The organism is Acinetobacter sp. WCHAc060033, assembly GCF_004209125.1.
Classification (GTDB): Bacteria; Pseudomonadota; Gammaproteobacteria; order Pseudomonadales; family Moraxellaceae; genus Acinetobacter; species Acinetobacter wuhouensis.
Genome location: NZ_SGSW01000011.1, coordinates 55,692 through 69,181 on the forward strand (window position 1 = coordinate 55,692; position 13,490 = coordinate 69,181).

The 13,490-nt window shown below is 39.2% G+C and carries 15 protein-coding genes; 2 read left to right on the forward strand and 13 right to left on the reverse strand.

What is annotated here, in order from left to right; all coding sequences use genetic code 11:
• Positions 1–75: 75 nt before the first annotated feature.
• The 3 genes from EXE10_RS06685 to EXE10_RS06695 form a co-directional block, all read right to left on the reverse strand.
• A complete protein-coding gene (locus tag EXE10_RS06685; RefSeq protein WP_068972985.1) occupies positions 76–474 on the reverse strand; it encodes an OsmC family protein in 399 nt (132 codons plus the stop codon).
• 49 nt (positions 475–523) lie between these two features.
• Positions 524–1,471: a pirin family protein gene (locus tag EXE10_RS06690; protein ID WP_130112819.1), complete on the reverse strand. Its 948-nt coding sequence runs from the start codon at positions 1,469–1,471 to the stop codon at positions 524–526.
• A 229-nt stretch (positions 1,472–1,700) separates the two neighbouring features.
• Positions 1,701–2,312 carry a TetR/AcrR family transcriptional regulator gene (locus tag EXE10_RS06695; RefSeq protein WP_228256793.1) on the reverse strand — a complete coding sequence of 204 codons (612 nt, stop codon included), beginning with the start codon at positions 2,310–2,312 and terminating at the stop codon, positions 1,701–1,703.
• A 95-nt stretch (positions 2,313–2,407) separates the two neighbouring features.
• Between EXE10_RS06695 and EXE10_RS06700 the strand changes: the two genes are divergently transcribed.
• Together EXE10_RS06700 and EXE10_RS06705 are read left to right on the forward strand one after the other, a co-directional pair.
• The gene (locus EXE10_RS06700; RefSeq protein ID WP_130112821.1) at positions 2,408–3,874 is read left to right on the forward strand and encodes a carotenoid oxygenase family protein; all 1,467 of its coding nucleotides are present in this window, start codon (positions 2,408–2,410) and stop codon (positions 3,872–3,874) included.
• Between the two features lie 13 nt (positions 3,875–3,887).
• Positions 3,888–4,370 carry a GFA family protein gene (locus EXE10_RS06705; protein WP_130112822.1) on the forward strand — a complete coding sequence of 161 codons (483 nt, stop codon included), beginning with the start codon at positions 3,888–3,890 and terminating at the stop codon, positions 4,368–4,370.
• A 228-nt stretch (positions 4,371–4,598) separates the two neighbouring features.
• Here EXE10_RS06705 and EXE10_RS06710 read toward each other — a convergent pair whose 3' ends face one another.
• From EXE10_RS06710 to EXE10_RS06755, 10 genes are all read right to left on the reverse strand, one after another.
• Positions 4,599–4,877: a DUF2798 domain-containing protein gene (locus EXE10_RS06710; RefSeq protein WP_087552593.1), complete on the reverse strand. Its 279-nt coding sequence runs from the start codon at positions 4,875–4,877 to the stop codon at positions 4,599–4,601.
• Positions 4,867–5,184 carry a DUF3861 domain-containing protein gene (locus EXE10_RS06715; protein WP_130112823.1) on the reverse strand — a complete coding sequence of 106 codons (318 nt, stop codon included), beginning with the start codon at positions 5,182–5,184 and terminating at the stop codon, positions 4,867–4,869. The genes EXE10_RS06710 and EXE10_RS06715 overlap by 11 nt, the downstream gene beginning before the upstream one ends.
• An 18-nt stretch (positions 5,185–5,202) precedes the next feature.
• Positions 5,203–5,598 (reverse strand): transcriptional repressor, encoded by a 396-nt coding sequence (locus EXE10_RS06720; protein WP_068972992.1) that lies wholly within the window; start codon positions 5,596–5,598, stop codon positions 5,203–5,205.
• Between the two features lie 40 nt (positions 5,599–5,638).
• The gene (locus EXE10_RS06725; RefSeq protein ID WP_130112824.1) at positions 5,639–6,172 is read right to left on the reverse strand and encodes a PadR family transcriptional regulator; all 534 of its coding nucleotides are present in this window, start codon (positions 6,170–6,172) and stop codon (positions 5,639–5,641) included.
• A 201-nt stretch (positions 6,173–6,373) separates the two neighbouring features.
• Entirely contained in the window at positions 6,374–8,077 is a 1,704-nt protein-coding gene (gene recJ / locus EXE10_RS06730; protein ID WP_130112825.1) for a single-stranded-DNA-specific exonuclease RecJ, read from the reverse strand.
• 25 nt (positions 8,078–8,102) lie between these two features.
• The gene (gene pdxH / locus EXE10_RS06735; RefSeq protein WP_087552598.1) at positions 8,103–8,759 is read right to left on the reverse strand and encodes a pyridoxamine 5'-phosphate oxidase; all 657 of its coding nucleotides are present in this window, start codon (positions 8,757–8,759) and stop codon (positions 8,103–8,105) included.
• Between the two features lie 139 nt (positions 8,760–8,898).
• A complete protein-coding gene (gene glmM, locus EXE10_RS06740) occupies positions 8,899–10,230 on the reverse strand; it encodes a phosphoglucosamine mutase (protein ID WP_068972996.1) in 1,332 nt (443 codons plus the stop codon).
• Between the two features lie 172 nt (positions 10,231–10,402).
• Complete coding sequence (guaB, locus tag EXE10_RS06745; RefSeq protein ID WP_130112826.1) at positions 10,403–11,869, reverse strand: IMP dehydrogenase; 1,467 nt, start codon at positions 11,867–11,869, stop codon at positions 10,403–10,405.
• Between the two features lie 253 nt (positions 11,870–12,122).
• A complete protein-coding gene (locus EXE10_RS06750) occupies positions 12,123–12,488 on the reverse strand; it encodes a YkgJ family cysteine cluster protein (protein ID WP_086322735.1) in 366 nt (121 codons plus the stop codon).
• Positions 12,489–12,626: 138 nt separating this feature from the next.
• Entirely contained in the window at positions 12,627–13,424 is a 798-nt protein-coding gene (locus EXE10_RS06755) for an MBL fold metallo-hydrolase (protein ID WP_068972999.1), read from the reverse strand.
• Between the last annotated feature and the right edge of the window lie 66 nt (positions 13,425–13,490).

The following is a 13,490-nucleotide window of genomic DNA, read 5'->3' on the forward strand; positions in this document are numbered from 1 at the left end:
TGCATTGACTATAAGCGATTATGATAAAAAAAGGCATCTTGTTTTTACAAAATGCCTTTTCATTGAAATAGAAAATCAAATAATTGACGTATTAATTTCCACACTACGCAACAAAGTTTTGGTCACAGGTGTTTTCTGACAAATATCTAAAACCTTCTGATGTAATTCTTCAGTTAAAGGTTGAGCAAATGACAAACGACGTTCAATCCATTCCTGCCCTTCTTTATTGGCATTAAAATCTGCTTTAACTTGAAACTCACCCAAATCAAAACCTTTGTGTTGCGCATACATACGCAAGGTAATCATGGTACAAGAAATCAAGCCTGAACAAATAAAATCATACGGCGCTAAACCCTTGTCCTGCCCACCAAAAGATTCAGGTTTATCGGTAATCAAATGATGCTTACCACTGCTTACCTCTCCAGACCACGGTTCAGGCAAGCTTTTTACTTGAGCTTGTGCAATAACAGCCATATTATTTTCCTTATCTGAATTCATTATTTAAATGAGCGATGTAAATGACTTACTTCGATGGACGCATTTTTTCAGGGAATGCTGGAGCTTCTAAACGTGCACCCTCATAATCAGGAATCGTGCCAAAACGTGCATCGTGATTGATCCATTGCTCAGTCGCAATTTTCAATTCTTCCTGAGTACGTCCCACCAAATTCCACCATAGCAAAATTGGGGACTCAAACGGCTCACCACCAATCAACAATAAACGTGAGCCTTGCGGTAACTCTACCTCAATTTGAGAAACACCTGGCTCTAACACCACCATGTTATCGCTATTCAAAGTATGACCATTGACTACCGCATCACCTTCCAATGCAAGGAAGCCATATTCATATTTAGGGTTCAGCGGAATCACAGATTTGGTCGATTCTTTGGCAAAAAAATCGATCCCAAGTAATTCAGTATGGACTTTGACAGGTGAATGTTTACCCAAAAAATCACCGACTAATACGGTAAATTCAATATTGTCTTTTTCTACAATCGGCAATTCTGGGTAATGATCAAACTGCGGTGCCATATTGATTTTGTCGTCAGGTAAAGCAATCCATAATTGCGCAGCATGCATTTTGGTTTCAGTATTTGGCGCAACCTCAGTATGTGAAATACCATAACCTGCGGTCATTAAATTGACCTGTTTCGGGCGAATGAGTTGCTTAGAACCGATGCTATCGGTATGCATCAATGTGCCTTCTATCATCCACGTAAATGTTTGCAAACCGATATGCGGATGCGGTCCTACATCTAAGCCATCACCTTGTGAAAAGTCCACTGGACCTGCGTGATCAAGAAAACACCATGCGCCGATCATACGCTTTTGGCGACTCGGTAAAGCACGTTTAATGACTGTGCCTTTGCCTATTTCCGCAGCGCGAATAGGAAAATCTTGAATAAATTGATTCACATATTTTTCGCAATCATCTGAATGGGAAAGTTCGGTAAAATTGGTATTGGTCATTTTATTATCCTAAAGTTGTTCATCAGTCTAGGATGTCTATTCAACATCTTTTGTACTTTAATTACTTGAATTGATCATAAAGAATCAATTTGCGTCGAACCATCACTATCTTAATACGCTGAATACCATCTATAGGACAATGATAATTTTGCTTTTTGTTGTAAATCATCAGATAACATTCTGTCAGTGCCAGAATAAAGCCATTTCTAAAACCATTAAATCAAGAGCATCACTCAGTTTTTAAAGTCTCCAAAACCTGATCAATCATATTTTCACGATCAATCTCAGACAAATCATCAAACTGCCCATCGACCAGTAAATGACTTAAACCATGCACCACACTCCATGATTTAACCGCAAGCACTTTGGCTTTGGCGTCATCTACAGACACATTTAAAGCATTGGCAATCGCATATAACATTCCTGTATAAGCCAAATTTGCCATCGCTTTTAAGTTTTCATCGGCTTGGCTCACAGTAAAACGTCCGTACATTAAACGAAACAGTGCAGGATACTGCATGGCAAAAGCAATATATTGTTTACCTGACAAAATAAAACCTTGCCTACTGTCCTCCGAGTTTTGAATCGCCTGACCTTGAAGCGTTAATAATTGTTCAAAACCATGAATCGCCATGGCAATTAATAATTCTTCTTTATTGGCAAAATGCCGATAAACGGAATTTGCCGAAACGCCAATAATTCGGGTCAGTTCACGCATACTGAACTCAGTGCCCTGCGAAGACTCCAATAAAATCAAGCCCTGCGTCAATAAAGTTTCACGCAGATTGCCATGATGATAAGTCGTGACCGAATCGTGGATTTTTTTATTCAATGTTGACACCGTAAACATTAATATTATAAATTAAATGTGACTACTGTACACATTGCACAAATTATACGAAACAAGCAATAAAAACTCAAAAAGGATGCAGAATTATGTCAAGTTTCATGAATAACTTAGCCAATAATCGCTTGGCTATGGGAACACTGAATTTCTTTGCCGAACTTGCAAAAAAGCGCATCCCCTATGTGGATGATAACCCCTTTCTCAAAGGTCCTTTTGCACCTGTCGCTGAATCATTTCATCACGATTTCAACGTCATTGGTACGATTCCAAAGCAGCTTGATGGTCTCTTTTTACGCATGGGACCGAACCCATTAGAAGTGAAAAATCCTACACTTTATAACTGGTTTATTGGCGATGGTATGGTGCATGGACTACGCCTCAAAGATGGACAAGCCTTATGGTGTAAAAGTCGCTATGTCGGCACACATCAGGTTCATGACAAATTAAAACGTCCTCGCATCGAAGGCAATCCTCGTGGTGTGGCAGACATTACCAATACCAATATTATTGGTCACGCAGGAAAAATCTGGACCATTGTAGAAGCAGGACCGCTTCCTGTTGAAATGGATGCCGAGCTGAACAGTGTGCGTTATCGTTTATTTAATGATGATGAAAAATTTGCATTTTCAGCACATCCACACAAAGACCATGAAACAGGTGAATTACATGCGATTTGCTACGATTCTTTGGTGATGAATCAAATTCATTATCACGTGATTGATCAAGATGGAAAACTGAAAAACCGTGTCAGCATTCCTGTACAGCATGGTCCAATGATGCATGACTGTAATATGACCGCAAGTAAAATGGTAATTTTTGATTTGCCGATTACATTCTCAATTTCCAATATCATGCGTGGTGCTGATTTCCCTTATCAGTGGAATGAAAAACATCAAGCAAGAATTGGTTTATTACCTAAAAATGGCAATGCCGAAGACATTCGTTGGTTCAAAGTCGATCCATGTTTTATTTTCCATAGTTGTAATGCTTATGATCTAGAAAATGGCGATGTGATTTTAGATGCTGCTGTGCATGATGAAACCTTTAAAAACACCATTCAAGGTCCATCGGATGGTCAGGTGGTACGTTTTGAACGTTGGCATTTGCAATATGCAACAGGTGAAATTAAGCGTACAGTCATTTCTGCAACACCTCAGGAATTCCCTCGTTTTGATGAGCGTTTGGCAGGAAAACCCTATCGTTATGCTTATACGATTACTTTAGGCGAAGAAGGGATACCGGGCAATCCAACCGATATTCAAGCGAATTATTTGTTGAAACATGATTTAGAGTCGAATGAAACCACACAACATTTTTATGGTGAGGGTTATGTGACAGGTGAAGTGATTTTTATTCCAAATTCTGATGCTCATGGTGGAGATGAAGGTTGGTTAATCTCTTATGTACATTCAATCGACTGCAAAAACAGTAAAGTGGTGATTTTGAATGCCAAAGATATTACCCAAGAACCTGTGGCGATCATTGAACTGCCGACACATATTCCTTTAGGTTTTCATTCCAATTGGGTGAATCAAGCGGACTTAGATGTAAAGTAGGAGAATAAAAAATATGGAAAATACACTAATCATTCAACAGGGGCGTTGTACATGTGGGCAATCCTCTTTTAGTGTCGATGGTACGCCACTGATTCGATTTATTTGCCACTGTCGTATTTGCCAAGACCTTTATCAAAAGCCTTTTGCCGATGTTGTGATTTTCCCTGAAAATGCGGTCAAATTGCAAACCACTGAATCGGTTGAATTTAAGAAGTTTCGTGCACCACCTGCGGTCAATCGTGGCATTTGTAAGTCCTGTGCAAAACCTGTGTTCGGTGTGATGTGGGTTGCGCCATTTACACGATTTGCATTTGTTCCTGCGATGAATTTAGCAGATTCTTCTCAACTGCCTGAACCTGTAGGACATGTGTTTTATCATCGCCATGTTGAGGAAATGTATGATGGTATGCCGAAAATCAATGGCTATGTGGCGAGTCAATTGTTTTTATCGCAGAAGATTTGTATGAGCATGGTATTACAGAAATTTTCATCATAATGATCAATAAAAAAGCCTGACATCCTGTCAGGCTTTTTTACGTATTTGATGCTTTGGTCTGACTCCTGTCGAACCTGCACTTCCTTTGCTGTCTTTTATTATTTTTTCTGGAGCATCCTGCTCTCTATGTCCCCATGATAAGAAATTGATGTTGATCTGTATATGCGACAAATCCCTAAATCTTTGTACGCTTAAGCTTACATCGACATGACTCATTGCATCATAAAATTATTTCGATGGAGGTGATAAATCAACCACCAAAGCAGTAAAACGACGTACTAAAGGTAAGAAAATCATCACGGTGGGAAATGCAACCAACCATGAAAATAGCCAGATTCCCAACCATTGACTAAAAAAGCCATCAAACCAACCGATATTTTTCCATAAATTAAGCATGGAAATTGTGCCACTCATCAACCCAGAAAGGAGTAATGGCATAATGACACCTGCATACTTGGCAGGAAGTTTTGGGATTCGCCCGATCATCATTGCAGATTTATCTCGCATTCAACTCAGCTCTTTGCTTTACCTGTTGCTTCATATTTTTCATAAACTGTAAAATGGCAGGCTCTAAGTCTTTGAATAGAATATGATCTCTATGCATAAGCATTACTTCTAAAAACAATTTCAAACCAATCGCAAAAGCTTTGGTGGTTTCCTCATCAAAAAACTCAGCTGCAGTTAAACGTTCTACAATTTTAAAAATATCATCATGATTGCCAACATTAAATTCAATGTTTTCATCATAAGTTGATGGATTGCCTTTAGCATCAGCGAGATGCTGAACGGTCACATGGTATTGATGTTGCTTCATATTTATACTCTTTTCATTTCAATGGGATGTATGACCAAATTCAATATCAACCACATCGACATTGAATGACTGAAATACATGTACGAGAGATTCAATCAACGATTCTTTATTCACTTGTGCTAAGGCAGAACATTGAATATTCAAAGCACCCATATCTGACAATTCTGGAACTGCATATTTGGTATCACTTCGACCCTGCTGCTTTTGAATGATTAATCCTGATTTTTCTAAGTCACACACCACACGGTAAATCGTTGAAAGACTCACTTTTTGCTGTGTTAAATAAAGTTGCTGATAGATTTGCTTTGCTGTTAGCTGTTCATTTCTGTCTAAAAGTACTTTTAAAACAGCAACCCGTGCTTGAGTGACTTTTAAATGTACCTGATGCAATTTCTGTTGGATCTGAATGCTCATATTCACCTCAGTTCGTTAAAACATCGTGCTCAACACTGTGTTATAAACGCCCGATTTCCACCGCAGCCTGATCTATTTTTTCAGCGATTTGTCGCACCTGTTCAGAGTCAAAATCATTATTTTTCAGCTTTAATCGTAATGCTGTTTTTAAATTTTCCATTGCTCGGTGAATATCAAGAAGTTGATCATTTCCATGAATTTCACGACGTGTTTCTAAGCGCTCTAATAAATGCTTAACTTGATCATTTTGTGATTGAAGATGTGTGTTTCCTGCTTCAGTAATGTGATATTGCTTACGATCACCCTCCGTCATGTGTGCTTGAACAAAGCCCATATCTTCTAACCAACTTAATGTTGGATAAATTGTGCCCGCACTTGGGCTATAACCACCACCGACTAAATCACTAATCTCTTTAATAATTTCATAACCATGTTTCGGCTGCTGTGCAATCAAATGAAGAACTAAAAGTTTCATTTTTCCTGACTCGAATAATCGACCACGACGTCCGCCATGTCCTCGTTCTGCATGTTCATGACGTTCAAAGTCATGCGATGAAAACTGGTCTGATTTCATAAGAACTCCACAGCAATGTGATTAATTAACAATTAATAAGATATATCTTAATGTATCTTTAAGCAATAATTTTTTTACAATTCGACTTTAATATAATGATAAATAATGAATTTTTAATTAAATCTTACGATATATCTTAATTCATAAAGATATAAAAAAGGACGCTTAACGTCCTTATTGTTCAACATCATCTTGTTTAAATTATGAATCTAAATACAACATTTTAAGTTGCAAACTCACTCTGCCATTAAATTGATTCTTATCCAATTCATAAACAATATGCACCGTACTTTGAGTTGGATCAAAATTAAATTTATTCAAAGCATTAAAGGCAATTGCATCAATTAACTGACCATTATCCAAGGCTAAACGCAATTTTAAATGCACATCTTTTAGCCAACGATGTTCAGCAACTTTAAAATGCCCTTCAAATACAGGTGCAGGGAATTTTTGCCCCCAAGGACCCAATGCCTCAAGTGTATCTACTGTTTCAATCTGAAAAGCTTCAGTCGGTAATTCACCATCTGTCCATAAAGTCGCTTGAAACAATTCATCATCCGACTGTGCAATCAATTCAGTGAACAAAGCCTTAAATTCTTCAAAATGCTGTTTTTGAATGGTTAAACCTGCCGCCGCTGCGTGACCACCAAAATGACTGATCAAATGCGGATGTTGTTCGGCAACTTTTTCAATACTGTCACGGATGTGAATCCCATCAATTGAACGTGCTGAACCTTTGATATGAATCCCATCATCATCAGCGGCAAAGACGATACTCGGACGATGAAACTGTTCTTTTAAACGCCCAGCGACAATTCCAATCACCCCTTGATGCCAATGCTGTTCAAACATGACCAAAGCAGCAGGTAGGTTTTCTTGATCAAGCTGTAAGTTTTCCAGCTCAGTCAATGCTTCCTGTTTAATTTGGGTTTCAACCTGACGGCGTTCTAAATTCAAATCATTGAGTTGACGTGCAAACGCATGTGCGGTCTGCATATCGGCTGCCAACAGACATTCAATCCCGATGTCCATCGTATCCATACGCCCTGCGGCATTGATTCGAGGACCTAAGACAAAACCCAAATCAGAGGCTTTTAATTCAGCTGAATCACGTCCTGCAATATCGAGCAAAGCACTGATGCCTGCACGGCATTGATTCTGCTGAATCCGTTTCACCCCTGCATCCACAAGGATACGATTGTTATAATCTAAACTGGCAACATCGGCATACGTGCCTAAAGCCACCAAATCTAAATATTGCGGCATTTTCGCAGTAGATTTACCCAATTTGGCACGATAACTACTTAGATTTGCCAAGAGGTAAAATGCAACGCCTACCCCTGCCAAAGCTTTACTTGGAAACTCACAACCCAATTGATTGGGATTGACTACAGCTTCAGCTTTCGGTGTTTCTTTTGTGGTTAAATGGTGATCTGTAATAATGACTTGCATGCCATACAACTGCGCCTGTTCCACACCGGCATGACTGGAAATACCATTGTCCACCGTGATCAATAAATCAGGCTGATACGTTTCAAAGGCTAAGTCTGCAATTTTAGGCGTTAAACCATAACCATATTTAAAACGATCAGGAACGAGATATTGAACATTTGCATCCATTTCACGCAATGCGAGTATCATCAAAGCGGTACTGGTTGCCCCATCAGCATCATAATCACCGACAATAACGATTTTTTGTTGCTGATCAATTGCTTGATCAATAATATGAATCGCTTGATCTAAGCCTTTCATTTTCGGTGCAAGTAGATATTTTAGCTTTAAATCGAGTTCTTGTTCAGACTGTACACCGCGTCGCGCCAATATTTCTGCAATAAAGGATGACACACCCTGAAAGGTTTCAGGGCATGATAATAATGGGCGCTGTTTAATTTGAAGTTTTGACATTTTAAATGAATGCTTAGGAATATTTTTAAGGCATTAAACGCTGTAACTTCCAAAAACCATCTGTTTTTTCATAAGTTAGACGATCATGCAAACGATTTGGACGCCCTTGCCAAAATTCATAATAATCTGGTTCTAGACGATAGCCACCCCAAAACTCAGGTTTCGCTAATTCAGCTTTTTCAGCAACTCGGTCATGTAATTCTTGGAAGCGTTGTTGTAATAACTCACGACTTTCAATCACACCACTTTGCGGAGTACTAATATGTGCAGCGATTTGGCTATCACGTGGGCGTTTGTGATAATAGTCTGTCGATTCTTCTAAAGAAATTTTCGTCACTTGCCCACTGACACGCACTTGTCGTTCCAGTTCCGGCCAATAAAATAAGAGTTCAGCATAAGGATTAGCGGCTAAATCCAAACCTTTTTGACTGTCATAATTGGTATAAAAGTCATAACCTGCTTCGGTCGCACCACGCAGTAATACAGTACGAACATGCGGACGTCCTTGTGCATTGGCTGTTGCCAAAGACATTGCATAGGGTTCATGAAGTTTTGCTTCTAAAGCCAAATTAAACCAATTCAGGAACTGCTCATGTGGTTGCGTATCCACCTGTTCCTCATGTAGTTCACCTTTTTGATAAGTCAGACGAAGCTCACTTAAATCTTTAATCACATCACTCATGAACCTAAACCTTGCATTCTGCTCTTTCATCCAAAGAGGCTAAGGGAAATTGATCAAACAACTTACAATTTAAAAAGATTAGGGTCTGATAACAGACCCTAATTTTATTCTTTATTGAAAATAATAAAGGTCAAAATCATCAAACTGCATTTTTACGTACAGCATCTGCTAAATGATTTGCTAAATCAGTTACTTCTTGCAAATCATCGCCTTCTACCATAACACGGATAATCGGTTCAGTCCCTGATTTACGAATCAAAATTCGTCCACGACCTTTCAATTTTGCTTCGACTTGGTCAAATTCAGCGACCAATGCAGGAATCGAATAAGGGTCAAACATTTCTTCCAAACGTACATTCACCAAGACATTCGGTAGTACTTTAAAGTCTGCAACCAACTCGTCTAAAGCTTTATTTTGCTCAACCATCACTGTCAGTACTTGCAACGCTGCAATAATGGCGTCACCTGTGGTGCTCTTGTCTAAAGTCAAAATATGCCCTGATGGTTCGCCACCCGTCACCCAGTTGTTGTCTTCAAGATTCTGTAATACATAGCGATCACCCACTTTAGCACGGACAAAAGGCACCCCTGCTTTTTCAAGTGCCAATTCGAGCGCCATATTACTCATCACTGTACCGACAATCCCTGCTGGCTTTTGAGAAGCTTGAGTCGCAAGAATATACAGAATATGGTCACCATCGACCAACTTACCATGACGATCAACTAAAACAACACGATCTGCATCACCATCAAAAGCCACACCAAGATCAGCCTGATGTTCAATCACTGCTTTTTGTAAATTCTCAGGATGGGTTGAACCGCAATCTTTATTGATATTTAAACCATCTGGCTCATTATAAAGTGCAATCACTTTTGCACCCAACTCACGGAATACCGCAGGACCGACGCTATATGCCGCACCATTGGCGCAATCCACCACAATTTTTAAATGGCGTAAATTGAAATGGTATGGGAAAGTTGATTTACAAAATTCGATATAACGACCATTGGCATCTTTAACACGAACACTTTTACCCAAGTTCGCGGTGTCTTCGATTACGATGTCATTTTCAAGCTCTTTGTTAATGGCTTCTTGAATCGAATCTGGCAGTTTTTTACCTTCATCTGAGAAGAATTTAATCCCATTATCAAAATATGGATTATGTGATGCAGAAATCACGATACCTAAGTTGGCATGTAATGCACGTGTTAAGTGCGCAATCGCAGGTGTTGGCAAAGGACCAAGCAAATGTACATAAACACCTGCGGCATTTAAACCTGCTTGTAATGCTGCTTCTAAAATATACCCTGATAAACGTGTATCTTTACCTAAAACCACAATCGGTTTTGATTTTGGACTAATTTGTTTTAAAACTTTCCCTGCTGCAAACCCTAACTTAAGTGCAAATTCTGGGGTAATTGGGAGTTCACCAAATTTTCCACGAATCCCGTCTGTTCCAAAATAACTCATCTTTTACCCACTTATTATGTGTTACATAACGATTAATTTTTCAATTCGATTACTTTACACCAAAATAAAAAAGCCGTCATAAACTGACGGCTTTTTTCAATAAAAACACTACAAAAGGCTAAGCCATTCGATCATTTAGCTAAATACTAAATGAAGCGAAAAGCTTGTAATATTAGCCTACACGGTAGTTTGGTGCTTCTTTCGTAATCGTTACATCATGCACATGTGACTCTTGCATACCCGCAGAGGTAATTTTCACAAATTTTGCATTTTGACGAAGATCTTCAATCGTAGAAGAACCGGTATAACCCATAGATGAACGTAAACCGCCCATCATTTGATGCACGATATTGCCCATTGGACCTTTATAAGGCACACGACCTTCAATACCTTCTGGAACAAGTTTCTCAGCACCTGCTTTTGAGTCTTGGAAATAACGATCTGCAGAACCAGTCGCACCCGCCATCGCACCCAATGACCCCATACCACGATATGCTTTATAGTAACGACCTTGGAAGAATTCAACTTCACCAGGTGCTTCTTCAGTACCTGCCATGAGTGAACCGACCATGATCGTGCTTGCACCTGCACCAATCGCTTTCGCCATATCGCCAGAGAAACGAATACCACCATCCGCGATTAAAGGAATTTGATCTTTTAATGCATTGGCAACACTATCAATCGCAGAGATTTGTGGCATACCAATACCTGCAACGATACGTGTGGTACAGATCGAACCAGGACCGATACCTACTTTAACCGCATCTGCACCTGCATCTAATAATGCTAAAGCAGCATCACCTGTTGCAATGTTTCCGCCGATTACTTGTACTTGAGGGAAATTAGCTTTCACCCAACGTACACGTTCAATCACCCCTGCAGAATGACCATGTGCTGTATCAACCACAATCGCATCTACACCTGCTTCAACCAATGCTTCCACACGGCTTGGAGTTTCCGCACCAGTACCGACTGCAGCACCAACACGTAAACGACCTAATTCATCTTTACAGCTATTTGGATACAATTCAGCTTTACGGAAATCAGTCACCGTAATTAAGCCTTTGAGTTCGTTGTTTTCACCAACAACGATCACTTTTTCAATACGATTTTTTTGAAGAAGTGCTTGGATATTTTCTTTAGATTCATTTTCACGAACAGTCACAAGACGATCTTGCCCTGTCATGATATTGCTGACAGGTTGTTCAAGATTGGTTTCAAAACGTGTATCACGTCCTGTCACAATACCGACAACTTTGCCATCTTTAACAACAGGTACACCACTGATATTGTTTGCTTGAGTAATTGCAATCAATTCACGTACCGTGGTTTCAGGGGTTACAGTGATTGGATCTTTCACCATGCCCGCTTCGAATTTTTTCACACGGCGTACTTCTGCAGCTTGAGCAGCAATATCCATGTTTTTATGTAGAATACCGATACCACCATTTTGCGCCATCGCAATCGCCATACGTGACTCAGTCACAGTATCCATTGCTGCTGAAACCATAGGAATATTCAGTTGAATGCCGCGGGTAAGGCGTGTCTTTAGAGAGACATCTTTTGGAAGGACTGTTGAATAGGCAGGGAGTAATAAGACATCATCAAAGGTTAGGGCTTCTTGAACGATGGTCAACATAACAGGCTCGCTGGTAATTTCCGTGAGCTATTATATACAAATTTCAGTTTAAATTTCATTTTTTATTATCAGGAATTCTTTGATTCTTTATTTTACTTAAATTTTCAGGCGCTTATTCAAAATAATAAATGAATTATAAATGAGTTTTGATAGTACCAAGCCAGATTTATAATTCATCTGAGAGCCTAAATACGTCAACATTTCTTGGCAATAACCCGAAAAAAAGCATGTTGATGAGGCTCATCTATTCAAATCAACAGACTTGATCAAAATCTTCATCATTACTCGGCAATACAGGTTCAATTTCGATCAAAGGAATTAAATTATGTGCAGCACGCGCTTTATTACACTGAGCATCGCCTGCTTGGACTTCTTTACATGAAGAACTCCGTTGTTCATACATAGTGCAACTGACCTGTTGCCCGATCTCACCAGATAGCATGACACAACGTGGATTTTTTTGATTGGTTCCTTTCATACATGAATAAACAGGGGTTAATTCTTCGACGACTTCATCAGGCATGATCTCTCCCTCTGCCCAATAAAAAGACACTCGAAAAAAGGCGCAACACGCCCCACAGCTTAAGCACGCATCCTGTGCAGGGATTTGAGACAACATATTTTTAAAATTCTCGTGGTCAAAAAAACCTCTTTCACTTTAATTCAGTAAAAGAGGTTTAAAATAGATTTTGGCGACTTAAATCCTAAAAAAAAATATTCCCAAACACAATATTTTTTAGTGAACTTTTTGTATATTTTATCGCGGATAAGTAAATACGGATTCGTCCATTAAATCTACGCCACATTGTAAATTTTCAATCCAGTCGAGGAATTGATTGATCATATCTTTGCCCACAAATGGCTTACCATGTTGTGGCACAATCATTTCAATATCCATTTGACGAACCATTTTCACCCAAAGGCGAATTACACGGTTAGTACACATATAACGTTGGTGGAAACCACGCATCGTCGGAATGTGGGCATTAAAATCATCAATAGGCGTTGAAGCGTCATCTACAATTGATGCCCCCATATCCCCAGAGAATAAAATTTTAGAAATTGGGTCATAAAATTGGAAATTACCCACTGAATGTAAGAAATGTGCAGGAATCACTTTAATTTCAGTTTTCCCCAATGGAATAGAACCACCTTGGTCTGGAAGCTCAATCAAACGCTCCAACCAACCACCTTTCATACGATCACTCATAAATGCTGAGTTTAAATGCGGTAAGAAACGTGCCCACAACTTAGATGCAACCACTTTAGCATCAGTATAGACCAACCAACGTGGCATAGAAGTGATAATGTCAGGATCTTGGTGAGAAGCCATCACATAATCTAGGTTTTGTAGACGAGTATATTTATTCAGTTCCATGGTTAAAGGAACATAAGTTAAATCACCACCTGGATCTAAAACAGCAGCACGCTCATTATTTAAGATCAAAAACTGGTTGGCTTGTACGCCTTCTCCTTTAACCAAACTGGTAAAACTGATGCATTTATGTATGCCATCATCATACAAAACCTGCGACGTGGTGCGATCTAAAGCCATTGTGAAAACCCCAAAACCTTTTTTAAAATAAATCTTTACTTATCACTTACAACATATAAGGTTTTC